This window comes from Limnohabitans sp. Jir61 (assembly GCF_003063545.1).
Taxonomy (GTDB): Bacteria; Pseudomonadota; Gammaproteobacteria; order Burkholderiales; family Burkholderiaceae_C; genus Limnohabitans.
Genome location: NZ_NESD01000001.1, coordinates 637,332 through 662,427 on the forward strand (window position 1 = coordinate 637,332; position 25,096 = coordinate 662,427).

General features: G+C 54.4%; 24 protein-coding genes. 16 read left to right on the forward strand and 8 right to left on the reverse strand.

From position 1 onward, the window contains the following. Positions 1–3: 3 nt before the first annotated feature. From nuoL to B9Z35_RS03145, 5 genes are read left to right on the forward strand one after another with little or no spacing between them, the layout of a single operon-like run. Positions 4–2,037, forward strand: coding sequence for an NADH-quinone oxidoreductase subunit L (nuoL, locus tag B9Z35_RS03125; RefSeq protein ID WP_108282185.1), 2,034 nt, complete (start codon positions 4–6; stop codon positions 2,035–2,037). Positions 2,038–2,049: 12 nt separating this feature from the next. Then, on the forward strand, positions 2,050–3,528 hold the full coding sequence (locus B9Z35_RS03130) for an NADH-quinone oxidoreductase subunit M (RefSeq protein WP_108282186.1): 1,479 nt from the start codon (positions 2,050–2,052) through the stop codon (positions 3,526–3,528). Between the two features lie 15 nt (positions 3,529–3,543). Further along, entirely contained in the window at positions 3,544–5,034 is a 1,491-nt protein-coding gene (gene nuoN, locus B9Z35_RS03135) for an NADH-quinone oxidoreductase subunit NuoN (RefSeq protein WP_108282187.1), read from the forward strand. Positions 5,035–5,079: 45 nt separating this feature from the next. Continuing rightward, complete coding sequence (locus B9Z35_RS03140) at positions 5,080–5,670, forward strand: NUDIX domain-containing protein (protein WP_108282188.1); 591 nt, start codon at positions 5,080–5,082, stop codon at positions 5,668–5,670. Positions 5,671–5,694: 24 nt separating this feature from the next. Then, entirely contained in the window at positions 5,695–6,252 is a 558-nt protein-coding gene (locus tag B9Z35_RS03145; protein WP_108282189.1) for a DUF1178 family protein, read from the forward strand. On the opposite strand, the gene miaA is transcribed toward B9Z35_RS03145, so the two are convergent. From miaA to mutL, 3 genes are read right to left on the reverse strand one after another with little or no spacing between them, the layout of a single operon-like run. After that, positions 6,233–7,234, reverse strand: coding sequence for a tRNA (adenosine(37)-N6)-dimethylallyltransferase MiaA (gene miaA, locus B9Z35_RS03150; protein WP_108282190.1), 1,002 nt, complete (start codon positions 7,232–7,234; stop codon positions 6,233–6,235). The two genes, B9Z35_RS03145 and miaA, sit on opposite strands and share 20 nt — an antisense overlap. Next, a complete protein-coding gene (locus B9Z35_RS03155) occupies positions 7,227–8,414 on the reverse strand; it encodes a multidrug effflux MFS transporter (RefSeq protein ID WP_108282191.1) in 1,188 nt (395 codons plus the stop codon). Before B9Z35_RS03155 ends, miaA begins: the two co-directional genes overlap by 8 nt. Continuing rightward, positions 8,414–10,324, reverse strand: a complete 1,911-nt coding sequence (gene mutL / locus B9Z35_RS03160) for a DNA mismatch repair endonuclease MutL (protein WP_108282192.1) — start codon at positions 10,322–10,324, stop codon at positions 8,414–8,416. The genes B9Z35_RS03155 and mutL overlap by 1 nt, the downstream gene beginning before the upstream one ends. 33 nt (positions 10,325–10,357) lie before the next feature. Between mutL and B9Z35_RS03165 the strand changes: the two genes are divergently transcribed. Beyond that, positions 10,358–11,023, forward strand: coding sequence for a DedA family protein (locus B9Z35_RS03165; protein ID WP_108282193.1), 666 nt, complete (start codon positions 10,358–10,360; stop codon positions 11,021–11,023). On the opposite strand, the gene B9Z35_RS03170 is transcribed toward B9Z35_RS03165, so the two are convergent. From B9Z35_RS03170 to tsaE, 3 genes are read right to left on the reverse strand one after another with little or no spacing between them, the layout of a single operon-like run. Continuing rightward, a complete protein-coding gene (locus tag B9Z35_RS03170; RefSeq protein WP_108282194.1) occupies positions 11,020–11,271 on the reverse strand; it encodes a VF530 family DNA-binding protein in 252 nt (83 codons plus the stop codon). The two genes, B9Z35_RS03165 and B9Z35_RS03170, sit on opposite strands and share 4 nt — an antisense overlap. 4 nt (positions 11,272–11,275) lie before the next feature. Beyond that, positions 11,276–12,721: an N-acetylmuramoyl-L-alanine amidase gene (locus B9Z35_RS03175; protein ID WP_108282195.1), complete on the reverse strand. Its 1,446-nt coding sequence runs from the start codon at positions 12,719–12,721 to the stop codon at positions 11,276–11,278. After that, on the reverse strand, positions 12,718–13,179 hold the full coding sequence (tsaE, locus tag B9Z35_RS03180; RefSeq protein WP_199219781.1) for a tRNA (adenosine(37)-N6)-threonylcarbamoyltransferase complex ATPase subunit type 1 TsaE: 462 nt from the start codon (positions 13,177–13,179) through the stop codon (positions 12,718–12,720). Before tsaE ends, B9Z35_RS03175 begins: the two co-directional genes overlap by 4 nt. Before the next feature lie 34 nt (positions 13,180–13,213). Here tsaE and queG point away from each other — a divergent pair, with 34 nt between their 5' ends. Together queG and B9Z35_RS03190 are read left to right on the forward strand one after the other, a co-directional pair. Beyond that, positions 13,214–14,323, forward strand: a complete 1,110-nt coding sequence (gene queG / locus B9Z35_RS03185; protein WP_108282197.1) for a tRNA epoxyqueuosine(34) reductase QueG — start codon at positions 13,214–13,216, stop codon at positions 14,321–14,323. A 59-nt stretch (positions 14,324–14,382) separates the two neighbouring features. Then, complete coding sequence (locus B9Z35_RS03190; RefSeq protein WP_146178936.1) at positions 14,383–14,715, forward strand: hypothetical protein; 333 nt, start codon at positions 14,383–14,385, stop codon at positions 14,713–14,715. A 64-nt stretch (positions 14,716–14,779) separates the two neighbouring features. Here the strand turns inward: B9Z35_RS03190 and B9Z35_RS03195 are convergent, their stop codons facing one another. Together B9Z35_RS03195 and mltB are read right to left on the reverse strand one after the other, a co-directional pair. Next, positions 14,780–15,469, reverse strand: a complete 690-nt coding sequence (locus B9Z35_RS03195; RefSeq protein WP_146178937.1) for a hypothetical protein — start codon at positions 15,467–15,469, stop codon at positions 14,780–14,782. A 75-nt stretch (positions 15,470–15,544) separates the two neighbouring features. After that, the gene (gene mltB, locus B9Z35_RS03200) at positions 15,545–16,672 is read right to left on the reverse strand and encodes a lytic murein transglycosylase B (RefSeq protein WP_108282200.1); all 1,128 of its coding nucleotides are present in this window, start codon (positions 16,670–16,672) and stop codon (positions 15,545–15,547) included. 97 nt (positions 16,673–16,769) lie between these two features. Here mltB and B9Z35_RS03205 point away from each other — a divergent pair, with 97 nt between their 5' ends. From B9Z35_RS03205 to B9Z35_RS03240, 8 genes are all read left to right on the forward strand, one after another. Further along, positions 16,770–17,723, forward strand: a complete 954-nt coding sequence (locus B9Z35_RS03205) for a histone deacetylase family protein (RefSeq protein ID WP_108282201.1) — start codon at positions 16,770–16,772, stop codon at positions 17,721–17,723. Positions 17,724–17,726: 3 nt separating this feature from the next. Then, positions 17,727–18,971: a mechanosensitive ion channel family protein gene (locus B9Z35_RS03210; RefSeq protein WP_108282202.1), complete on the forward strand. Its 1,245-nt coding sequence runs from the start codon at positions 17,727–17,729 to the stop codon at positions 18,969–18,971. 122 nt (positions 18,972–19,093) lie between these two features. Next, a complete protein-coding gene (locus tag B9Z35_RS03215) occupies positions 19,094–19,843 on the forward strand; it encodes an electron transfer flavoprotein subunit beta/FixA family protein (protein ID WP_108282203.1) in 750 nt (249 codons plus the stop codon). A gap of 12 nt (positions 19,844–19,855) precedes the next feature. After that, positions 19,856–20,788: an electron transfer flavoprotein subunit alpha/FixB family protein gene (locus B9Z35_RS03220; RefSeq protein ID WP_108282204.1), complete on the forward strand. Its 933-nt coding sequence runs from the start codon at positions 19,856–19,858 to the stop codon at positions 20,786–20,788. A 64-nt stretch (positions 20,789–20,852) separates the two neighbouring features. After that, entirely contained in the window at positions 20,853–22,643 is a 1,791-nt protein-coding gene (locus B9Z35_RS03225) for an acyl-CoA dehydrogenase (protein WP_108282205.1), read from the forward strand. Positions 22,644–22,717: 74 nt separating this feature from the next. Further along, entirely contained in the window at positions 22,718–23,668 is a 951-nt protein-coding gene (locus B9Z35_RS03230) for a nitronate monooxygenase family protein (RefSeq protein WP_108282206.1), read from the forward strand. Between the two features lie 22 nt (positions 23,669–23,690). Further along, positions 23,691–24,299: a hypothetical protein gene (locus B9Z35_RS12845; RefSeq protein WP_146178938.1), complete on the forward strand. Its 609-nt coding sequence runs from the start codon at positions 23,691–23,693 to the stop codon at positions 24,297–24,299. A gap of 11 nt (positions 24,300–24,310) precedes the next feature. Next, a complete protein-coding gene (locus B9Z35_RS03240) occupies positions 24,311–25,096 on the forward strand; it encodes an MlaD family protein (RefSeq protein WP_108282208.1) in 786 nt (261 codons plus the stop codon).

Consider the following 25,096-nt stretch of genomic DNA (forward strand, 5'->3'; position numbering starts at 1 on the left):
ATCATGTCACAAACCCTGCAAGCTTCTACATTGTTGGCAGTGCCTATGGCACCGCTGGTGGGCTCTGCCCTGGCTGGTATTTTTGGTACGCGCTTTGGCGGTAACAAAATTGGCCGCGGCTTGACCCACTCCCTCACCATCTTGGGCGTGTTCATCGCCTTCGTGTTGTCTGCCATGACGCTGCAAAGCGTGGCCATGGACGGCGCGCGCTTCAACGAAACCCTCTACACCTGGATGGTGGTGGGCGATCTCAAAATGGAAATCGGCTTCATGGTCGATGGCCTGACCGCCATGATGATGTGCGTCGTGACCTTTGTGTCATTGATGGTTCACCTCTACACCATTGGCTACATGCAAGAGGACGAAGGCTATAACCGCTTCTTCTCTTACATCTCCTTGTTCACTTTCTCGATGTTGATGCTCGTCATGAGCAACAACATGCTCCAACTGTTCTTCGGTTGGGAAGCGGTGGGCTTGGTGTCTTACCTGTTGATCGGTTTCTGGTTCAACAAACCAACCGCAATCTTCGCGAACATGAAAGCCTTCTTGGTCAACCGCGTGGGTGACTTCGGCTTCATCTTGGGTATTGGTTTGATCGCTGCCTATGGTGGCACTTTGAACTACACCGAAGCATTTGCCAAAGCTGGTGAATTGGGTGCGCTCACATTCCCAGGCACCGACTGGATGCTGGTGACGGTAATTTGTATCTGTTTGTTCATCGGTGCGATGGGTAAGTCGGCTCAGTTTCCACTGCACGTGTGGTTGCCTGACTCCATGGAAGGCCCAACACCTATCTCTGCGTTGATTCACGCAGCGACCATGGTGACGGCCGGTATCTTCATGGTCACCCGCATGTCGCCTTTCTTTGAATTGTCAGACACTGCGCTGAACTTCATCTTGGTGATCGGTGCCATCACAGCCTTGTTCATGGGCTTCTTGGGTCTGATCCAAAACGACATCAAGCGCGTTGTGGCTTATTCCACACTGTCGCAACTCGGTTACATGACCGTGGCCTTGGGCGCGTCGGCTTACTCTGTGGCTGTGTTCCACTTGATGACGCATGCGTTCTTCAAAGCTTTGCTGTTCCTTGGTGCCGGTTCCGTCATCATGGGCATGCACCACAACCAAGACATCCGCTGGATGGGCGGCGTGCGCAAGTACATGCCTATCACTTGGATTACCTCGTTGTTGGGTTCGCTGGCGTTGATCGGTACACCGTTCTTCTCTGGCTTCTATTCCAAAGACAGCATCATCGAAGCTGTGGCTGAAAGCACCTTGCCCGGTGCAGGCTTTGCTCACTTCGCCGTGTTGGCTGGTGTGTTTGTGACGGCCTTCTACTCGTTCCGCATGTACTTCCTCGTGTTCCACGGCGAAGAGCGTTACGACCAAAACCCTGATGCACACCACGACGACCATCACGCGCATGATGACCACCACGGTGATCATGGTCATGACCACGGCCCACACGAATCCCCCTGGGTGGTAACAGTGCCTTTGGTCTTGCTGGCGATTCCATCTGTGCTGATTGGTTTTTACACCATCGACCCACTGTTGTACGGTGAGTTCTTCAGCGACGCCATCTTCATCAATGCGGACAAGCACCCAGTGATGCACGAGTTGGCTCATGAGTACCACGGCGCTGTCGCCATGGCCTTGCATGCCCTCAGCACCGCACCGTTCTGGTTGGCTGTGGCCGGTGTTGCATCGTCTTACTACATGTACATGATCAACCCAGCAGTGCCTGCGGCGATCAAGCGCGTGTTCCACCCCATCTATGTCTTGTTCGAGAACAAGTACTACTTGGATTGGATCAACGAAAACATCTTGGCCCGTGGCGCTCGCGCATTGGGTACGGGTCTGTGGAAGGGCGGCGACCAAGCCATCATTGAAGGTGGTGTCGTGAACGCTTCTTGGAAATTGGTGGGTTGGGTATCCATGCTGACACGTCAGTTGCAGTCGGGTTACCTTTACCACTACGCCTTGGTCATGATCTTGGGCGTGTTCGTGCTGATGACGTGGTTCGTCTGGCTCAAATAAGGAGAATAAAAAATGGGTTTATTGAGCCTTGCCATTTGGGTGCCAATTTTCTTTGGCGTCATCTTGCTCGCCTTGGGGCGTGACGAACATGCAAAGGTCGTGCGTTGGATCGCATTGATCGGTTCTGTGGTCAGTTTGGCGGTCACTGTGCCGCTCTACAACGGTTTTGACAACAGCACAGCTGCATTGCAATTTGTTGAGAAATCCATGTGGATTGAACGCTTCAATGTGTTCTACCACTTGGGTGTGGACGGTTTGTCCTTGTGGTTCGTCTTGCTGACCGCTTTCATCACCGTGATCGTTGTGATCGCCGGTTGGGAAGTGATCACCGAACGTGTGAACCAATACATGGGCGCGTTTTTGATCTTGAGCGGCTTGATGGTCGGCGTGTTCAGCGCGGTCGACGGCATGCTGTTCTATGTGTTCTTCGAAGCTACTTTGATTCCGATGTACTTGATCATTGGTATTTGGGGTGGCCCTAACAAGATCTATGCGGCGTTCAAGTTCTTCTTGTACACCTTGCTCGGTTCTTTGTTGATGCTCGTGGCCTTGATCTATCTGTATACCCAATCGGGTGGCAGCTTTGATTTGGCGACTTGGTACAAATTGCCATTGCCAGCGCATGCACAAACCTTGTTGTTCTTTGCGTTCTTCGCTGCGTTTGCTGTGAAGGTTCCGATGTGGCCTGTGCACACCTGGTTGCCAGACGTGCACGTGGAAGCGCCGACTGGCGGCTCTGCCGTGCTGGCCGCGATCATGTTGAAGCTCGGTGCTTATGGCTTCTTGCGCTTCTCATTGCCGATTGCCCCTGATGCCGCACGCGAATTCGCCTGGTTGATGATTGCCTTGTCTCTCGTGGCGGTGGTCTATGTTGGCTTGGTGGCCATGGTGCAAGAAGACATGAAAAAGTTGGTGGCGTATTCATCCGTCGCACACATGGGCTTTGTGTCCTTAGGCTTCTTCATCTTCAACGACATCGGTGTGTCTGGTGCTTTGGTGCAAATGATTGCCCACGGCTTTGTGTCTGCTGCCATGTTCTTGTCCATCGGTGTGTTGTATGACCGCGTGCACTCACGTGAAATCGCTGCCTATGGCGGCGTGGTCAACACCATGCCTAAGTTCGCCGCGTTTGCTTTGTTGTTCGGTATGGCCAACTGTGGCTTGCCAGGCACAGCCGGTTTCGTGGGCGAGTGGATGGTCATCTTGGGTGCCATCAAGTACAACTTCTGGATCGGCTTTGCTGCTGCTTCAGCATTGATCTTCGGCGCTGCATACACCTTGTGGATGATCAAACGCGTGTACCTCGGCCCAGTGGCCAATGACCACGTCAAAGAATTGGACGACATCAATAGCCGTGAATTCTTGATGCTGGCCTTGTTGGCAATCGCCGTGTTGGCCATGGGCGTGTTCCCTAAGCCGTTCACTGATGTGATGGATGTCTCCGTGGCTGAGTTGCTCAAGCACGTAGCCTTGTCCAAGTTGCCCCAATAAAGAGGGATAGACCCAATGATTGAAAAATTCAACTTAGCAGCGCTGTATCCCGAGCTGTTGTTGCTTGTGATGACGATCGTCATCGCGATGCTCGACTTGTTCGTGAAATCGCCACGTCGCACCCTCACTTATGTGTTGTCCTTGTCGACTATGGCTGTTGTGGCCGCGATGCAAGCGCATGATGCCAGCAGTGGCACAACCGTCTACAGTTTTGGCAACATGGTGGTGTCAGACCCGATGGGCAACTGGCTCAAGTGTTTCTCCACGTTGTCTGTGTTTGTGACCTTGGTTTATGGCCGTCCTTATGCTGCTGACCGCGACATGCTCAAGTATGGTGGTGAGCTGTTCACCTTGGGGCTGTTTGCCTTGGTGGGCATGTATGTGATGATTTCTGGCAACAACTTCCTCGTGCTGTACCTCGGCGTGGAATTGTTGGCGCTGTCTAGTTACGCTTTGGTGGCCTTGCGCCGCGACAACGCCACAGCTTCTGAAGCCGCCATGAAGTACTTCGTGCTCGGCGCTTTGGGTAGCGGCTTCTTGCTCTACGGCATGTCCATGCTCTACGGCGCCACAGGTTCACTCGACATCAGTACCGTTTTCAAGGCTGTGTCGTCAGGTCAAATCAACCACCGAGTGTTGGTGTTGGGCTTGGTATTTGTGGTTTGCGGCTTGGGCTTCAAGTTTGGTGTCGTGCCATTTCACATGTGGGTGCCTGATGTGTACCAAGGCGCCCCAACGGTGGTGACATTGCTGATTGGTGGCGCGCACAAGCTGGCCGCATTCGCGATGACCATGCGTTTGTTGGTGGAGGGCTTGATGCCTTTGGCCATCGACTGGCAACAAATGTTGATGGTCTTGTCGGTTGCTTCTTTGCTGATTGGTAACTTGGCCGGTATCGCTCAGACCAACCTCAAGCGCATGATCGCTTTCTCCACCATCTCTCAAATGGGTTTTGTGTTGATTGGCTTGTACTCAGGCGTGGTCAATGGCAACACGGCGGCGGCAGCCAATGCTTACAGCTCCGCCATGTTCTATGTGGTCACGTATGTGCTCACAACCTTGGCAGTGTTCGGCATCATCATGTTGCTCGCTCGTGAAGGTTTTGAGAGCGAAGAAATCGCTGACTTTGCTGGTTTGAACCAACGCAGCCCCTTGTACGCAGGTGTCATGGCCTTGTGCATGTTCTCTCTCGCTGGCGTGCCACCGATGGTGGGCTTTGCGGGGAAGTTGTCGGTGTTGCAAGCCTTGGTGGCGTCTGACCAACCTGGCGCGATTGCCTTGGCAACCTACGCTGTGATGATGTCCTTGTTGGCTGCGTTCTACTACTTGCGCGTGGTCAAGGTCATGTACTTTGATGCACCGCTGACAGCCAGCACAGTTTCTGCTGGTAAAGACGTGCGTGTGGTCTTGCTCATCAACAGCGGTTTGCTGTTGGTCTTGGGCTTGTTGCCAGGCGCATTGATGACCTTGTGCGCACGCGCCATCGTCAGCACCTTGGGCACTTAAGCACGCCATGCTCTAACAAAGCCAGCTTTCGAGCTGGCTTTTTTCATGATTACTATGAAAAACATCTCCGATGACCATCTGATCGAACACACCGTTGACCACGTCGAGTTGCTCAAGGGCCATTTTCTGCACGCCTTTCGCGACACTGTGCGTTTGCCGAGTGGCGACACCACCACGCGTGAGTTTGTGATTCACCCCGGCGCGGTGATGATCATCGCCATGCGTGACGATGGCCGCTTGGTGATGGAGCGCCAATACCGCTACCCCGTGCAACAAGTGATGATTGAGTTCCCTGCAGGCAAGCTCGATCCGGGTGAGGATCGTTTGGTCTGTGCTCAGCGCGAGCTGCTGGAAGAAACAGGTTACAGAGCCACCGAATGGGCACACGCGGGTGTGTTGCACCCCGTCATCAGCTACTCCACCGAATTCATCGACATTTGGTTTGCTCGCGGACTGACACAAGGCGAACGTCAATTAGATGAAGGTGAATTTCTGGATGTGTTTGATGCCAGCATGGACGAGTTGCTAGCTTGGTCACGCGATGGTCAACTCACCGATGCGAAGACATTAACTGGCTTGCTTTGGCTGCAAAACCATCTCAGTGGCGCTTGGCCCCTGCAATGGCAGCGTATCTGATGCGCGCTGCAGGATAATTGAGCCATGAAAGTGTTAGACCTTCAATGTGCCCAACACCATGTTTTTGAAGGCTGGTTTGGTTCTGAGGACGATTATCAAAGCCAGCTCGCACGTGGTTTGCTGAACTGCCCCATGTGCGGCGATGCCAGTGTGACCAAAAAGCTCAGTGCACCGCGGTTGAACCTCAGCACCACACGCGGTGATCGCGATACAGCAGCTTCTACTTCGCAAACCTCGTCTGCAAATACCAACCATGGCACAGACACCGCAGCGCCTATGCCAGCGGCTACCGATGACACTGCCAACGCAGTGTCTGCGCTGCCCAGCTTGCAAGAGGTGGCCAACTTAGAGCCTGCACAGCTGCAAGCTGCGTTGCTGAAGATGGTGCGCCATGTGATGGCCAACACCGAAGATGTAGGCGGCAGCTTTCCCGAAGAAGCCCGCAAGATGCACTATGGTGAAACTGAGGCACGCAACATTCGCGGCCATGCGACGCCCGAAGAAACAGAAGAGTTGATTGACGAAGGCATTGCCGTCATGCCCTTGCCTCTACCTGACGTGCTCAAAGAGCCGCTGCAGTAAACCGCTGCACAGCGGTCAGTGTTTGTGCCAAAGCATCTGACGCATCACATGGAATCACGATGCGCTCATCCATCCCACGCAGCCACGTGAGTTGACGCTTGGCTAACTGGCGCGTGGCTGCCACACCCAGCTCATGTAACTGCGGCAAGATGCTTTCAGGGGGTGCTCCGGCAGCTTCAGCCGCATCAAGCAACTCCCACGCTTGGCGATAGCCCACACAGCGAATGCTGGGCAAATCAATGTGCAGATCACCTCGCGAACGCAGGGCTCGCACCTCGGCCAAGAAACCGCCAGCCAACATCACATCAAACCGTTGCGCAATGCGCGCATGTAGCCATGCACGGTTAATCGGTTCAAGCGACAAAAGCGGCATGTTCAACGCAGGCTGTGCGGCACGAGTGGCTTCACCCTCTGCAAACCATTGCGACAAGGCTTTGCCACTCACGCGCCACACTTCGAGGGCGCGTGAAATGCGTTGTGCATCGTTAGGTGCCAAACGTGCCGCCGTGATGGCATCTATCTTGGCCAACTCGGCATGCATCGCTGGCCAGCCTGCGGCGAGGGCTTGTTGCTCAATCTCCGCGCGCAGCGCGGGCTGTGCTGTGGGCAAATCGTCAATGCCATCGCGCAAGGCTTTGAGGTACAGCATGGTGCCGCCCACCAGCAATGGCAGCTTGCCGCGTGCGCGGATACCGGTCATCAGCACAGTGGCGTCACGCGCAAACTCAGCGGCGCTGTAGGCGTGCAGTGGATCGCGAATGTCAATCAGATGGTGCTGTACGTGTGTCAGCTCTTCGGTATTTGGTTTGGCTGTGCCAATGTCCATACCGCGGTAGACCAGGGCCGAGTCAATGCTGATGATTTCAATTGGCCAATGTTTGGCAATGGCCAAGGCGGCGGCCGTTTTCCCGCTGGCTGTCGGGCCAACTAAGGCGATGGCGTCTACCGTCCAACCTTGTGCGAGATGAGGCGCGTTAGGCACGCGGACCTCCTCGGCGCAACACCAGCAACCAAGCGGATAAGGCCGTCAAGATCGACCAAAATGCAATGCTTTGGACCATGGGCATGGCCGAGCCATCTTTCACTGCACCGAGCCACAAGCCCGTGGCAAAGGCGGCCATCATCATCAAAAAGCCACCGAGTGCAGAGGCTGCGCCCGCAGCTTTTGGGAAAGGCCCGACAGCACCACTTTGACCGCAAGGTTGATGAATGCCATGCGCCAAGATGAACAAGTAAAACGGCCCCATCAAGCCCAATACGCTTTGCCAACCCAACCACGTGTTGAGCGCCATCCAGCAGCCTCCGGTCAAGCTGAATGCGCCGCCAATTGCCACAGTTAGCGCAACCCCAAAACGTGTGAGCAATCGGCGACACAGAACGGTACCCAACAAATACGTGAAGGCCATCGAAAACAACAGCAAGCCGTATTGCCAACGCGCTAACCCCAGCAAGCTGATGAAAACAAACGATGACGAAGCCAAGAATGTAAACAGCCCACCGTAAGAGCCAATCGACACGCAGGTAAACGCGACAAACGTAGGATGACGCAAGATGTGCCACCAGTTTCTTGCTAACACTGCGAACTGAAGTGCATTTGAATTTTTGCGGTGCAGAGTCTCTTTGAATGTGAACGCGACCAACACCAGCGCAATGGCACCAAAGCCCATCACCAAGCTTAGCGCTGCATGCCAACTCCACAGGTCAGTTAACAAGCCTCCCAAAGGCGCACTGGCGCAAGCTAAAAAGCCTAGGCCGGTGAGTGCCTTGGACATCACGCCCGCACCTGTTTCAGGTGTGTACAGATCGCGCACGATGGCGCGAGCGCACATCACCACGGCACCCATGGCAGCCCCTTGCAAGACGCGCCATACGATGAGCTCTTGCATGCTGTTGGCCAAGACGCAGCCCAAACCAGCCATGGTGAATGTGGCCAAACCACATAACAAAATAGGACGACGGCCAAAGCGGTCAGACAACGGACCCCACACCAGTTGCGAGGTGCCAAAAGCTAAAAGTAAAGCACTGAGTGTGAGCTGCACTTGCGAGAGCTCTGCATCAAACTCCGCCTTGATAGCTGGCAGGGCAGGCAAATACAAGTCGGTGGCCACGGGCTGAATGCCCAGCAGCATCGACAACAACACAATGATGAGTGTGGGTGACATCAACGACCGCGCAAAAACAGCGCGTCGAGTTCACGCATCGACAGTTGTCGCCAAGTGGGGCGGCCGTGGTTGCATTGGTCCGAGCGTTCGGTCACTTCCATTTGACGCAGCAAGCCGTTCATCTCGTCGATGGTTAGCTTGCGGTTGGCGCGCACTGCACCGTGGCAGGCCATGGTGGCCAGTAATTCGTTGCGTGCGCGTTGCACCACGGTGCTTGCATCGTGTTGGCTCAATTCCGCCAAAACACTGCGCGCCAGTGCGACGGCGTCGCCTTGTGCCAAGGTGCTGGGCACTGCACGCACGGCGAGGGTTTTACTCGACAGCGTGGAGATTTCTAAACCGAGTTCTTGCAGTGCATCTGCACAGGCTTCGGTGGTTGCGACCTCTTGCGCGGTGGCAGGGAAGGTGGCTGGAATCAACAGCGGTTGACTGCTGATGCGTTGCGCATCAATTTGTGTTTTGAGTTGTTCGTACACGATCCGCTCATGCGCGGCATGCATATCGACCAATACCAAGCCTTGTGCGTTCTCCGCCAAAATGTAAACGCCATGCAGCTGTGCGATGGCTTTGCCCAAGGGCCAAGTTTCAGGTGTTGCATCTTGCAACGAGGCTGTGGGCGTATTGGCTGCGCTGAAGGCGTTGGTAGCAAAGCTTTGTGCACCTTGTTCTTCAGCTGGAAGAGCCGTGCGTGGTGTGGACTGCCACAGAGCACCCATATCCACCACGCGCGTGCCAGCCAAGGGCATAGGCGCTTGTTGCCAATTGGCATTGGGCCAAGTGGGTGATGTCAATGCACCCAACTCAGATGTACCTGTCATCGGCAACTCATGGTTTTGTAGCGCGTTGGCCATAAGCATATTGGCGCGTGGCACAGCCAAAGCATTTTCAACCGCGTGGCGCACCGCTTGATGCACCTCGCGACCATCGCGAAAACGCACTTCAATCTTGGTGGGGTGCACGTTCACGTCCACACGCGTTGGCTCAATCTCCACGTACAGCGCATAGATGGGTTGGCGGTGGCCATGCAGCACATCTTCATAGGCGCTGCGTGCGGCATGTGTAATCACCTTGTCGCGCACATAGCGGCCGTTCACATAGGCAAACTGGTGGTCAGCGCGTGAGCGGGCTGCATCAGGAATGCCAGCGCGTCCTACCACGGTTACGTTGCCCGATTGGTAATGCACGGCGACGGAGTTTTGCAAAAAGTCGTCGCCCAACAGATCGGTCAAGCGGCGGTCTAGCGCGGCTTGGTATTGTTTGTTCAGGTCTTCACCCGATGCGGCATCCATCGTTTGCGCACGCCATTGCTCCACCAATTTGCCCTCATGCCAAATGGCAAAGCCCACCTCGGGGCGGGTGAGGGCGTGGCGACGCACAGCTTCGACGCAGTGGGCTAGCTCTGTGTTGTCAGTCTTTAAAAATTTGCGGCGTGCGGGTGTGCTGTAAAACAGTTCTTTCACTTCTACCGTGGTGCCTTGTGCCCGGGCGGCAGGTTGCAACTCGCCGCTGCGGCCATCGAGCAACATGGCGCTGTCTTGCGCAGCGGTGCGTGACAGCACTGACAGCTCGGACACCGATTGAATGGCGGCCAGTGCCTCGCCACGAAAGCCCATCGTCCCCACCGATTCCAACTCATTCAAGTTGGTGATCTTGCTAGTGGCGTGGCGCTTCAAGGCCACAGGCAGCTCGTTGGCAGGAATGCCTACCCCGTTGTCTTCCACGCTGATCAAGCGCACACCACCGGCCAGCAAGCGCAGGGTGATTTGTGTGGCTCCGGCATCTAGCGCGTTGTCCACCAGCTCACGGACAACGGATGCAGGTCGTTCGACCACCTCGCCAGCGGCGATTTGGCTGATCAGTTCATCTGGGAGTTCGCGGATAGCGCGTGGGGGTTGAGTAGCAGGGTGCACAGGCTCATTTTAGAGGCAGGGATAATGCTGGCTATGGAATACATCACACTTCTTCTCGACTTCATTCTTCACATCGACCGCTACATCGAGGGCTTTGTGCAAACCTATGGGACTTGGGTCTACGCCTTGCTGTTTTTGATCATCTTTGTAGAGACCGGTTTGGTGGTCATGCCCTTCTTGCCTGGCGACTCGCTGTTGTTTGTGGTGGGTGCCATGTGCGGTGTGGGGTTGATGGACTACGGCTTGTCTGTCGCATTGCTGCTGACAGCAGCAGTGGCAGGTAATCAAACGAATTACACGATTGGCCGTTTCTTTGGCCCCAAGGTGTTTGCGTGGGAAGACTCCAAGTTTTTCAACCGCCGCGCTTTTGATCAAGCCCATGCGTTTTACGAGCGCTACGGTGGCGTGACTTTGATTGCTGCACGCTTCATGCCCTTTGTGCGAACCTTTGCTCCGTTTGTGGCTGGCGTGGCGCAAATGACGCGCCGCAAGTTCACCTTCTTTGACGTCACGGGAGGCGCTTTGTGGGTGGGCGGCATCGTCACCGCAGGCTATTTCTTTGGCAATATTCCGTGGGTGAAGGCCAACCTCGAGAAAATCATTTGGGGTTTGATCTTGGTGCCCAGCGCGCTGGCGGCTTATGGTTCGTGGAAAGCCTCACGCGCGTCACAAGTCAATGCAGAAGCGGCGCAGTCTTAAAAACCACGCTCAGCGCGACGCGTGTCGCGCAACATGAACAAATACAAACTTTCCACTTTGTCGCGTGCCCAAGGTGTTTTGCGCAAAAACTTGAGGCTAGAGCTCACGCTTGGGTCGTGTGTGAAGCAGCGGATGTTGATGCGCTCGCCCAAGCCTTCCCAGCCATAAAAATCAGCCAGCTCGGTGACGAGTGCTTCTAAGGTCTTTCCATGCAAGGGGTTGCGTGGCTGCGCTGTCGTGTTGGTCATGGCTTTAGGTGTTGCGGGTTTTAGCCAGCGGCGGGTTGCGTGAGAAATAGCGTTCAATGCCTTTCATTAGGGCATCGGCCAAGTCGTTCTGGTATTGCGCGCTGATCAATCGTTTCTCTTCTTCAGGGTTGCTGATGAAGGCGGTTTCTACCAATACGCTGGGAATGTCTGGTGCTTTCAAGACGGCAAAGCCTGCTTGCTCTACACGGCCTTTGTGCAGTTTGCCAATATGTTTGATTTGTCCCAGCATCGCGCTGCCGAGTTTGAGACTGTCTTTGATTTGGGCCGTGGTGCTCATATCAAGCAAGGCGCGCTGTAATGCGGCATCTTGGGTTTTGATGTTCAAGCCCCCAATCAAGTCGGCGCGGTTTTCTTGCTTGGCCATCCACTTGGCGGCAGCGCTTGATGCTGCGCCGTCGCTTAAAGCAAATACGCTGGCCCCTTTGGCATCTGGAGTTTGAAACGCGTCGGCATGGATGCTGACGAACAAATCGGCCTGCACGCGTCTGGCTTTTTCAACGCGCTGTTGCAGCGGCACAAAGTAGTCGGCATCACGCGTGAGGTATGCCCGCATTGGCAAGTTGCCGTTCTTGGTTTTGATGGTGGTGTTGTTGATGCGGTCACGCAGGCGGTGCGCAATTTTCAGCACCACATCTTTTTCGCGTGTGCCACTGGGACCTGAGGCTCCCGGATCTTCACCGCCGTGGCCGGGGTCGAGGGCTACGACGATGAAGCGTTCGCCCTCTTGATTTTGATTCACAGACGCGGCGGTGGTGATGGGTGCAGACGCTGAGGAAGCCGCAGGCGTGGCCGGCTCAGAGGCCGCGTTGGGCTTGACCATCAAATCGCCCACTGGGTCGGTATGTGTACCGAGCTTCGATGCGGAAGGGGGCGTAGGAGTTGCCGTCATGGAAGGCGCGTTGTAAGTGGTGCCGCCTTTGAGCTTGTCCACGATCAAAGCTTCAAGCGGGTCGGCCACTTCGGAGGGGTAGAGGTCGAGCACCAAGCGGTGTTGGTACTGTGTGTTACCCGTTCTGACAGGCTGCAAGTTGAACACTTGCGGCTTGACCATACGGCGCAAGTCCAGCACTAAGCGCACAGTTTTATTGGCAAATTGACCCACGCGCACGCCCGTGATGTAGGGGTCGTCTGAGCGCACTTTGCCCACCAGCTCTTTAAGGGCGGGGTTGAGCTCAATGCCTTCAATGTCCACGGCCAAGCGCGGCGGGTTGGCCACAAAGATGGGCACTGTTTTGAGTGCTGTATCGCTTTCAATCGTCACGCGTGTATAGGCCGCAGCGGGCCACACGCGCACGGCCACGATGCTGGCACCCCATGCAATGTCAACACTGCCCAGTAGTAACGCTAGTGAGCCACCTTGCAACAGGGTGCGCCGCTGAATGCCATGTCGGTCTTCAGGGTGGATTGGATCGCTGTGGTGCTGTGTCATCCCAGCAGTTCCTGTCCGCGTGTCGTGAGCGCGTTGATCGTCACTTGGCGTTGTTCGTCGCCAACTACCTCGATATGGAGTTCGAGGTCGGGTGCGGGCATCACGCCTGCGGCGTTTTGTGGCCATTCGCACAGCTTCAGGCCAGCGCTGGCGAAGATGTCGCGAAAGCCTGCGTCCTCCCACTCGCGTGGGTCGCTGAAGCGGTAAAAGTCAAAGTGCCACACCTCGCCCGCATTCACGGTGTAGGGTTCGACCACAGCATAGGTGGGGCTTTTGATGCGGCCCTCAACACCCAAGGCGCGCAGCAGGTGGCGCACAAAGGTTGTTTTGCCCGCGCCCAAATCGCCATGCAAGGCGATGCAAGCATTCAGGTTGGCGTGTGTCAATGCGGCGGCCAGCTGCGTGGCAAACGCAGCGGTGGCGGCTTCATCGGGCCAAACAAGAGTTTTTACAATCACAGCATTACTCAGGCGAATTATTCAAAGGTGTGCGTTGTCTATCGATTACCAATTGTTGCTCAGGCAAATTCAGGCTCTAGGGCAATCACTGGGATTTTCGCAAATTGCGGTGGCCCCTTTGGATTTGTCCTCGGCCGAGCCACATTTGCAGAGTTGGTTAGCCCAAAACTTCCACGGCAGCATGGACTATATGGCCCGCCATGGGGTAAAGCGCGCACGTCCTGCCGAGTTGGTGCCGGGCACCTTGAGCGTATTGACCGCCCGCATGAACTACCTGCCGCGCGACACCGCTGAGGGCTGGCAAGATGCCGAGTGGCAACGCCTGCACAACCCTGCTGAGGCGGTTGTGTCGGTTTACGCCAGAGGGCGTGACTATCACAAGGTGTTGCGCAATCGACTCGACACACTGGCCCAGCAAATTGATGCCTTGTTGGTTGACACCTTAAAGCCCAATGGTTTTGAATACCGAGCCTTTACCGATTCAGCCCCGGTTTTAGAAGCTGAACTGGCCACACGCAGTGGCCAAGGCTGGCGTGGCAAACACAGCTTGGTGCTCAACCGTGAAGCGGGTTCGATGTTTTTCTTGGGCGAGATTTTTCTGAATGTGGCCTTGCCTGCGTCTGAGCCCACCAGCGCGCACTGCGGCCAATGCACTGCTTGCATGGATGTGTGCCCCACACAAGCCATCGTGGCTGAAGGCTTGGTGGATGCGCGCCGCTGCATTTCGTATTTGACGATCGAGCACGAAGGTGCGATTGAAGAAGCGCTGCGTCCCTTGATGGGCAACCACATTTACGGCTGTGACGATTGCCAACTGATTTGCCCTTGGAACAAGTTTGCCCAAAGTTCAAGCTTGCCCGATTTCGATGTGCGTGCGGGCTTGGTGGGGCAGGGCATGGCGCGCTTGTTGGCGTGGACCGAAGAAGAGTTCTTGCGTTACACCGAGGGCAGCCCTATTCGTCGCATTGGTCATGTGCGTTGGTTGCGTAACTTGGCGGTGGCTGCAGGCAATGCGCTTCGGCAAGCCGATGAAGTGGCAATTGACCGTGCGGCATTGTGTCAAGCGCTGCAAGCTCATCTCACGCACCCCAGCGAGGTAGTGCGTGAGCACGTGCAGTGGTCTTTGGCTCAGCAACAATTGTGAGCCAGCGCAGCATTAGCCTTTTGAATCGCCAAGTGACACGTCCCAGTTAACATCAAGTCATGGCTTTTTTTACGCGTTTGCTATTCACGATCTTGGGCATGGCTTTCGCTACGTTATTTGCCGTAGGCGTGTTGTTTTGGTTGGCCTTGTATGTGGCATTTGCCTGTGTGCGTTGGCTGTTGACGGGGCAAAAGCCACAAGTGCTGATGATGTGGCAACAAATCCAAGCAATGCGCAAAGGCATGCAGTCTGGACAAGGAGCTCGCTGGTCTAGGGGGGCTCACACCAGCGACGGGCGATGGCATGAAGAGCAAGGACACACACAGCGTTGGGATGCCAAGTCCGATGTGGTCGAAGATGCGGTTGTACGTGAAATTCAAGACAAGCGGTAACTGCCGAAAGAATGGGTGACGCAGGTTGACCGGCCTTCAATTACTTGACTGTCACGGCCTCACCTCATTTATCTGCTTCTAAGTTTTGCAAAGTGCTGTCGACGTTGCGCACTTGCTTCTTTAATTTCTTAACCCGCATTTGAAATGCACTGTCTTTGTTGGACATTTTTTTATCTTTAAGCGATTTATCTGAGGTTTTTATTTCTGTCGCTTGGGTTTCACATTCATCTGAATCGAGGCCGCTGTGACTTGCTCTATTGGGTATGACCAAGTTTGGATCTGAACGCTCGGTTGTGGTTTTCGAAATCAACTGCCGTTTGCTTGTGATAGATTTTTTCTCGAGGTAGAGTTTGTTTTCTTCTATCGATCGCGAAGCACCAAGGCTTTGGATATTCTGATTGAACTCATCGGCGGTAACCGTCTGGCGGTTGTCCGCATGCGCTAAGTTTTTCAATGCCTGAATGTTGTCTCGAATATGAGACTTTATGTTTGTCAGTGTGTCGTTTGCGGTTAGCTTGTCGTTAGAGACTGGGTAATTTGGTTCTGCTTGTGGTGCGGGTTTGCTAGACGTGAGGTTGACCTCGCTGGAGGAATCTCGATTCACGAGGGAGGGTACAACATCACCCATACCTGAGTCACGAAGAGCTGATGCTTCGTCTTTGATAAATATGTTTTGCGGCAAGACAGCATTGTGAGTCACCAAACTGGTGGTCACGTTGTGCGGAACGCCATTGCGCAAAACTTCATCAGTCACAAGAACTCCAAGCGTTGAACATCTGTAAATAATGATGCTAGCAGCATACGTTGAGCATGAGCATAGACGGTGGTGTCAACGCACGTTGGATGCTGTGGAGGCCAATGCACGATTCGCTTTGACTGCCTGCCCCAACTCAATCACCGCCAGCGCATAGTAGCTACTCCAGTTGTAACGGGTGACCACATAAAAGTTGTCAGTGCCCGCGACATAGCTGGGCGCCTCGTCGCCGTTGAACAGTTCCACCAACGCCAGTTGCCCAGTGTGTTTTAAAGCTTGTTCGTCTAGCACCGCGCCTTTGGCAGTGAAGTTGTTGATGCTGAATGAAGGCAAGATGTCTGGTGCCAGGAGGCTGGTTTTGTCTAAGCGTGCTTCGTCGAAGCTCACGGGGTAGTGGGTGGGCATGCCGGTTTGCCAGCCAAAGGCTTTGAAGTAATGGGCCACCGAACCAATCGCATCCACAGGGCTGTTGCGCAAATCAATGCGGCCATCGCCATCAAAGTCGACCGCAAACTTGGCCACGCTCGACGGCATGAACTGGGGCCAACCCATGGCACCTGCAAAGCTGCCGCTGATGCTGGCATCGCCTTGTTGATGGGCTTGCACCAAAAAATGCCCCAGCTCTGATTTGAAAAACGCTTGGCGTTCAGCTGCGCGTGGGTGTGAGGCAGGGAAGTTGAGGGTGAGCGTGGTCAGGGCATCCAGCACACGGTAGTTGCCCATGTTTTGACCATAAAAGGTTTCCACGCCGATGATGCCCACCACCATTTCAGCGGGCACGCCATAGACTTGTTCGGCGCGGCTGAGAGCGTTTTGGTAAGTTTGCCAAAACTGCGTGCCTGCATCGATGCGGCGTGGCTCGATGAAGCGCTCGCGGTAAGCGCGCCAGTTTTTCGCGGTGGGCAACGCGGGTGGCAATACCATCTTGGGCACACCCTTGAGATATTTCGCTTGGCTGATTTGCTCGCGTACCCATGTTTTGGGCAGGCTGTACTGCTGGGCCAGCTCGTCCGCTAGGGTCATGGCCTCTGCGGTTTTTCCATAGGCGGGGCCGTGCGTAGAGGCTTTGTGTGCTGCTGCTTTATGGTGCGCCGCTGAGCGAGCTTTCGTATGTGGTTTGGTGGCAGCATGGCCCGTCAATGCCGCCAGTAGTAAAAACACGGCGGTGAATTGACGTAACGCAAGACTGGGCTGCAAAGCCATATAAAACGGGGGGTGATGTGGTTTCACGCTGTGTTTGCAAGGGAAAAAGCAAGGTCTACATGGTAAGCTGACTTGAAGAAGAACCGAGGCAGATGAGATGAGCAAAACAGGTTATTACACACATCCCCTGTGCATGAAGCACGAGATGGGCGAGGGGCACCCCGAGTGCCCTGAACGACTCAGTGCCATTCAAGATCGCTTGCTCATCAGCGGGGTGGATTTGGGTCTCACAGCCATAGAGGCGCCCGAAGCGCCTTTGGCCGACATTGAGCTGGCGCACGACCGTATGTACATCGCGTCCTTGCGTGGGTTGTCCGATCAATTGGTGGAAGACATGGCCGCTGGCGGCCCCGCTTATGGCCACTTGGATTCCGACACCAACATCAATAGCTTCACTTGGAAAGCTGCCTTGGCCTCAGCAGGCGCCGCCGTCGCCGCGACGGATGCGGTGATCGCGGGTGAGTTGGCCAACGCGTTTTGCGCTATTCGTCCGCCCGGCCATCACGCCACGCGTAACAAAGCAGGCGGTTTTTGCTTTTTCAACAACATTGCCATTGCGGCCAAGTACGCGCTTGAGCGCCACGGCTTAAAGCGTGTCGCAGTGGTGGACTTTGATGTGCACCATGGCAACGGCACGGAAGACATCCTCAGTGGTGATGAGCGCGTATTGATGGTCAGCTTCTTCCAACACCCGTTCTATCCCCACAGTGGCACCGAACATCCCGCTGCCAATATGCTCAACATTCCGGTGCCAGCCTATACCAAGGGCATGGAAGTGCGTGACTTGATTGAGACGCATTGGGTGCCTCGTCTAGAAGAATTCAAGCCCGAGATGATTTTCATCAGCGCTGGCTTTGATGCTCACCGCGAAGACGACATGGGCCAAATGGGGTTGACCGAGCAAGACTACGCTTGGATCACCCATCGCTTGCGTGACATTGCGGCGCGTCATGCCAAAGGGCGCATCGTGTCTTGCCTTGAAGGCGGGTACGATTTGAGTTCGCTGAGTCGCAGCGTTGAAGCGCATGTGCGCGTATTAGCCGATATTTAATCCATGAATGAATTGCAAGAATTGTTGCTGGACCTGCAAAGTCCAGCGATAGCGTTAGAGCTCGCCGGCTTGGCAATATGTTTGGTTGTGGCTTGGGCCTTGAGTTGGGGTTTGGGGCGACGTTACACAGGGCAGAGTTCGATCTTGTTTGGCCGTCGTTTGTTGGACGGTGTTTTATTTCCTGCATTGGCTTTGGTATTTACCTACGGTTTGAAGCTGGGCTTGATGAAGTTGCAGCGGGTGTCGGTGCTCAAGGTGGCCCTGCCAGTGTTGGTGTCGCTGGTGCTGATTCGACTGATTGCGCGCGTGTTAGCGGCTGTATTTCCTAATTCACGCGGCGCGCGTGCCATTGAACAAATCGTGTCTTGGTTGGCTTGGGGTTTGGTCGTGCTCTGGGTCACGGGGTTGTGGGGCCCCATGATGGACGAGCTCGACGGCTTGGATTTCATGTTGGGCAAAACGCGCATCAGCATCTCCCACATCTTGGAAGTGGTGCTCACCTCTGGCTTTGCGCTGGTGCTAGCGCTGTGGCTATCGGCCACGATTGAGCAGCGTGTCCTCACGCGTGCGTTTGATGACTTATCGATGCGCAAAGTGGCGTCCAATGCCATGCGCGTGTTGCTGCTGGTCATCGGCACCTTGTTTGCCTTGTCTTCCTTAGGCTTTGACTTGACAACGCTTTCTGTGGTGGGCGGCGCATTGGGCGTGGGTATTGGTTTTGGCTTGCAAAAACTCGCAGCCAACTATGTGAGCGGCTTTGTCATCTTGCTGGAGCGCTCGCTGCGTATCGGTGATTTTGTGCGTGTGGATGGTTTTGAAGGCCGCGTGACCGACATCAAAACCCGCTATACCTTGGTGCGCGCCAGTAATGGTAGCGAATCGGTGGTGCCTAACGAGTTGCTGCTGTCGCAGCGCGTAGAAAACTTATCGTTAGAAAGCCGGCATCTCTTGCAAACTTGCACTTTTTGGGTGGGGCTGGAGAGTGACGTCGAGCGCGTGCAAGCGCTTTTGATACAGGCGGCCTTGAGTGTGGAATGGGTGTTGCCCATGCCTGCGCCGCTTCCTTTGTTGGCTGAAGTGGCGCCTCAAGGCTTGCGGTTCAATTTGAATTTCTGGATGGAAGATCCAGTGAATGGGCAATCGTTGACGCGTTCACGCGTCAACATCGCTGCGCTGAGCGCTTTGCGAGCGTCTGGTGTGGTGCTGGTGCATTCGCCTCAAGAGGTGGTTTTGCGCTATCCCGCCTAAGTTTTACCTAGGGACTTCCCTAAAAAAGCACGGTCGTTCGATAAAATACGTTCTTTGATCTCTACAATGTTACGTTTACGTAAACGTCAATCTGTTTAATTCTAAAAATTGGAGCTTTTGCCATGAAAGTTTTGGTCGCTGTCAAACGCGTGGTGGACTACAACGTCAAGGTCCGCGTCAAGTCGGACAACTCGGGCGTTGACATTGCGAACGTCAAAATGAGCATGAACCCCTTTGACGAAATCGCGGTCGAAGAAGCCGTGCGCCTCAAAGAAAAGGGCGTGGTCACCGAAGTGATCGCTGTCTCTTGTGGCGTCACCCAGTGCCAAGAAACCTTGCGTACTGCGATGGCCATCGGCGCAGACCGTGGCATCTTGGTCGAGACCGCTGAAGAGCTGCAACCTTTGGCTGTGGCCAAACTGCTCAAAGCTTTGGTGGACAAAGAGCAACCAGGTCTGGTGATCTTGGGTAAACAAGCGATTGACGATGATTGCAACCAAACAGGTCAAATGTTGGCGGCCTTGGCGGACATGCCCCAGGCCACATTTGCCTCGAAGGTCGAGTTGACGGCCGACAAAGCCAGCGTGACCCGCGAAGTCGATGGCGGTTTGGAAACCCTCTCTGTCAGCTTGCCAGCGGTCATCACCACTGACTTGCGTTTGAATGAACCACGCTATGTGACCTTGCCCAACATCATGAAGGCCAAGAAAAAGCAACTCGATGTGTTCAAGCCTGAAGACCTCGGCGTGGACGTGGCCCCTCGCATCAAGACCCTCAAAGTGATGGAGCCTGCCAAGCGCAGCGCCGGCATCAAAGTGCCAGACGTCGCCACTTTGGTGGAGAAGCTCAAGAACGTGGCAAAAGTTATCTAAGGAAAAACGACCATGACATCCCTCGTTATTGCAGAACACGACAACGCCTCCATCAAAGGCGCTACTTTGAACACCGTCACAGCCGCAGCCGCTATTGGCGCTGACGTGCATGTGCTGGTGGCTGGCCACAACGCTGGCGCAGCCGCTGCTGCTGCCGCGCAAATCGCTGGCGTGAGCAAAGTCATTCACGCCGATGGCGCAACGCTCGAAGCTGGTTTGGCTGAGAACGTGGCAGCCCAAGTGTTGGCCATTGCTGGTAACTACACACACATCTTGTTTCCCGCCACAGCCAACGGCAAAAACGTGGCTCCTCGCGTGGCTGCCAAGTTGGACGTGGGCCAAATCAGCGACATCACCAAAGTGGACAGCCCAGACACGTTTGAGCGCCCCATCTACGCAGGTAACGCCATTGCCACTGTGCAATCAAGCGATGCCGTCAAAGTCATCACCGTGCGCACCACAGGTTTTGATGCTGCTGCTTCAACTGGTGGCTCAGCCGCTGTAGAAACTGCAGCCGCCGCGAATGACTCCGGCAAGAGCAGCTTTGTGGGCCGTGAAGTCACCAAGAACGACCGTCCAGAACTGACCGCCGCCAAGATCATCGTGTCGGGTGGCCGTGCGTTGGGCAGTTCAGAGAAGTTTGACGAAGTCATGATTCCACTGGCCGACAAGCTCGGTGCTGCCATTGGTGCAAGCCGCGCTGCGGTGGACGCGGGCTATGCTGCCAACGACTTGCAAGTGGGTCAAACCGGCAAGATTGTTGCGCCTCAGTTGTATGTGGCTTGCGGTATCAGCGGAGCCATTCAACACTTGGCCGGTATGAAAGACAGCAAGGTCATCGTGGCCATCAACAAAGACCCAGAAGCGCCGATCTTCAGCGTGGCAGACTTCGGCCTAGAGGCTGATTTGTTTGTTGCAGTGCCAGAGCTGGTCGCAGCGCTTTAATCCTTCTGTGAAAAGGCACTCTTCGGGGTGCCTTTTTTTGCATTGAATTTTGGAGACTTAAAACATGAGTTACATCGCCCCCATCAAAGACATGGTGTTCAACATGGAACACTTGGCAGGCCTCGAACAAGTGGCCCAAATTCCTGCGTTCGAAGACATGGGCGTAGAAACCGCCCAAGCCGTGCTCGAAGAATGCGCGAAGTTGAACGAGTCTGTGCTCGTGCCGTTGAACTGGGAAGGCGACAAGAACCCATCGTTCTTCAAAGACGGCCATGTCACCACCACACCTGGTTTCAAAGAAGCCTACCAACAGTACTGCGAAGGCGGCTGGCAAAGCTTGCAACACCCTGCAGACTTCGGCGGTCAAGGCTTGCCCAAGACCATTGGTGCGGCGTGCGGCGAAATGCTCAACTCAGCCAATATGAGCTTTGCCTTGTGCCCCATGTTGACCGATGGCGCGATCGAAGCATTGCTCACGGCTGGCTCTGACGAGTTGAAAGCTACATACCTCGAGAAGCTCATCTCGGGTGAGTGGACTGGCACGATGAACTTGACCGAGCCACAAGCGGGCTCTGACTTGGCTGCTGTGCGCACCCGCGCAGAGCCACAGCCAGACGGCACCTACAAAGTATTCGGCACCAAGATTTACATCACCTACGGTGAACACGACATGGCCGAGAACATCATTCATTTGGTGTTGGCGCGTGTGCAAGGCGCGCCTGAAGGCGTGAAGGGCATCAGCTTGTTTGTGGTGCCAAAGTTCATGGTCAACAAAGATGGTTCTTTGGGCGCACGCAACGATGTGCATTGCGTGAGCATCGAACACAAGATGGGCATCAAAGCCAGCCCCACAGCGGTGTTGCAGTATGGCGACCACGGTGGTGCACTTGGTTTCTTGGTCGGCGAAGAAAATCGTGGCCTCGAATACATGTTCATCATGATGAACGCAGCCCGTTACGCCGTTGGTGTGCAAGGCATTTCGATTGCCGAACGTGCCTACCAAAAGGCAGTCGCTTTCTCACGCGACCGCGTGCAAAGCCGCCCTGTGGATGGCAGCATGAAAACCAGCGCGCCCATCATTCACCACCCCGATGTGCGCCGCATGTTGATGACCATGCGTGCTTACACCGAAGGCTGCCGTGCCATGGCCACGGTGGCTGCGGCGGCTTATGACGCATCGCACCACCACCCAGATGCCGACACGCGCAAAGACAACTTGGCGTTCTATGAATTCTTGGTGCCATTGGTCAAAGGCTTCAGCACGGAGATGAGTTTGGAAGTCACCAGCCTGGGCGTACAAGTGCACGGCGGCATGGGCTTCATCGAAGAAACGGGCGCGGCGCAGTACTACCGCGACGCGAAAATTTTGACGATTTACGAAGGCACAACAGCGATTCAAGCCAACGACTTGATCGGCCGTAAAACAGGTCGTGACGGTGGCCAAACCGCCAAAGGCATTGCAGCGCAAATCGCCAACACCGAAGCCGACTTACTCAAGAGCGGCAGCGCCAACGCCAAGGCGATGGCTGCACGTTTGAAAGCAGCACGCGAAGCCTTCTTGAATGTGGTCGACTTCGTGGTGGCAGGCGCCAAAGCCAGCCCCAATGCCGTGTTTTCAGGCAGCGTGCCTTACCTGATGCTCACTGGCAACTTGGTGGCTGGTTGGCAAATGGGCCGCGCATTGTTGGTGGCTGAGGCTGAACTGGCCAAAGGCAACGACGCAGTATTCATGCAATCCAAAATCACCACTGCACGTTTCTATGCCGACCACATCCTGACCAAAGTGCCAGGCATGCGCGACAGCATCGTGGACGGTGCGGATAGCGTGACTGAGTTGGCGCTCGACGCGTTCTAAGTTTCAATCGTCACAAAAACTTGCAATCAATCTCAGGGCACTTCACGTGCCCTGAACTTTCTAAAGGGTCTGATATGTCGCGTTTGCCTCCGGTTTTGCAGTCTCTCAAGTTCCCTGTCATCGCTTCACCTTTGTTCATCATCAGCAATCCCAAGTTGGTAATTGCGCAGTGCAAAGCCGGTGTGGTGGGCTCTATGCCTGCGCTCAATGCGCGTCCTGCTGAACAGCTAGAAGATTGGTTAATTGAGATTACCGAGGCACTGGCTGCCCATAACCGTGAGCATCCAGATCAACCAGCAGCGCCCTTTGCCATCAACCAAATCGTGCACAAAAGCAATGACCGCTTAGAGCACGACATGGCCTTGTGTGTGAAGTACAAGGTGCCGATCATCATCACTTCGCTTGGTGCGCGTGAAGATGTCAATGCAGCTGCCCATAGCTACGGTGGCATCGTGTTGCACGACATCATCAACAACAAGTTCGCCAAGAAGGCGATTGAAAAGGGCGCAGACGGTCTCATCGCAGTTGCGGCTGGCGCAGGTGGTCATGCGGGGGTGAAGAGCCCGTTTGCCTTGATTCAAGAAATTCGCGAATGGTTTGATGGGCCAATAGCCCTAAGTGGTTCGATTGCCACCGGCGGTGCCGTGTTGGCGGCGCAAGCGATGGGCGCAGACTTTGCCTACATTGGCTCAGCCTTCATTGCCACCGAAGAGGCGCGTGCCGCAGATGACTACAAACAAGCTGTGGTGGATGGCACCTCCGACGATATCGTGCTGAGCAATTTGTTCACAGGTGTGCACGGCAACTACTTAGCCCCGTCTATCCGCAATGCGGGCTTGGACCCAGAGAACTTGCCAGAGAGTGACCCTAGCAAAATGAATTTTGGTGGCGGCGCTCAAAAAGCGTGGAAAGATATTTGGGGTTGTGGGCAGGGCATAGGTGCAGTGAAGGCTGTTGTCCCTGCATCGGAATTAATCGCTAGACTCAAGCGTGAATACGAATCGGTAAAACAAAAATTGCAGTGAGTTAGATTAAAAAGTAATTCGAATGAATTTGGTTTTCCATTGGGCAGAAAAACTAGCTCGCGGTTGCGGATGGTTTGCTTTATGTGTGGGTGTTTTGCTAGGTGGAGCTTTTGGTTTTGCAACGCAGCTTAGCGTATCGTTGGATCCCAATTTGATTCATCAAGTGTTAACGCATTTTTTGTTTGGTCATCTGCCTACTTTTTTAGTTTCATCATTTGTCTTATTGCGAGTTAGCTTTCAACTCACCACAGAGTCTGAAATGAGAGTTGATTGGGTGCAGGGTCAGCAGGCTGCTGCATACAGTTTGGCTTGTGCACTCGTCTGTCTGATGGCCTGGGTGTGGTTCTTTTTATCTGCCATGCTTGGATGCTGGCTTGGAATGATGTTTGCCTTGAATGGGTATGCAATGCCTGTCTGGGACGCTTTTTGGTTTGACTTTGATTTGTCACACTTGTTTCACGCTGCATTGAGGATGCTACTGCTCGCACTTTCATTGAGCGTGATGACATTGGTTGAGGTGTTTTTTTTGCAAGCACGTCGCCACCAACTAGGATTGTTAATGTCACGGTTTATGACAATAGGTATGTTCTTGATCGTGGCGATTGAATTGTTAGACGTAACTCTGATGTAACGGGAAAAACCATGTTTGAAGTTGATGCATCGAAACGTACTTTTCGCTGGCGTATTGCATTGTCGGTACTATCCATATGCTTGACCTTGGGTTATTTGGCACATCTCAAAGGCATATTTGAGTCTAGGTTAGTGCTACGGATAGAAACTGATTCAGCGGTTGGCTTGTATGAGGGAATGAAAGTCACCTATAAAGGTTTTGAATTAGGGCGTATGACTCAGCTGGTTTTGACGCCTCAAGGTGAAGTAAAAGGGGAATTACAAATCCGACCCCAACATTCGACGTTTTTCACGGCGGGGGCTGTTTTGAAGCTCTCTAAAGAAAAAATCGTCACTTCTGAGTTGGTGTTGGTCCGTGATGAATCTCAAGCGACGCTTTTAGCGCCGATGTCTCACATAAAAATCGTGAAGGACGATGTAACTGCAGATGTTACAAAGCGTTTAGATCCCTTACTGCAAAAGCTTCAGCAACTTTTGACGCAAATGGCGGATCCTGATGAGGGGGTTCAAGCCAGTTTGGGACAGTCGCGAAAGGTCATGATTCAAACTGTTCAGACCCTCGAACTTACAAGCCATGCCATGAAGCAGTTGAGTGATGAGAAAAACGGCTTGCCTGCAGTGCTAGGTAAAACACGCGACACGATGGTGGAGTTGGAGAAGTCACTGGTACAGACACAAAAAACGATGGGCAATGCAGATCGGCTGATTCAAAATGTCGATCACACCGTGAGTGACGTTAAATCTGCTCCCGTCTATCAGTGGCTAGTTCCTAAAAAGTCAGAGCAGAAGTCACCCTGA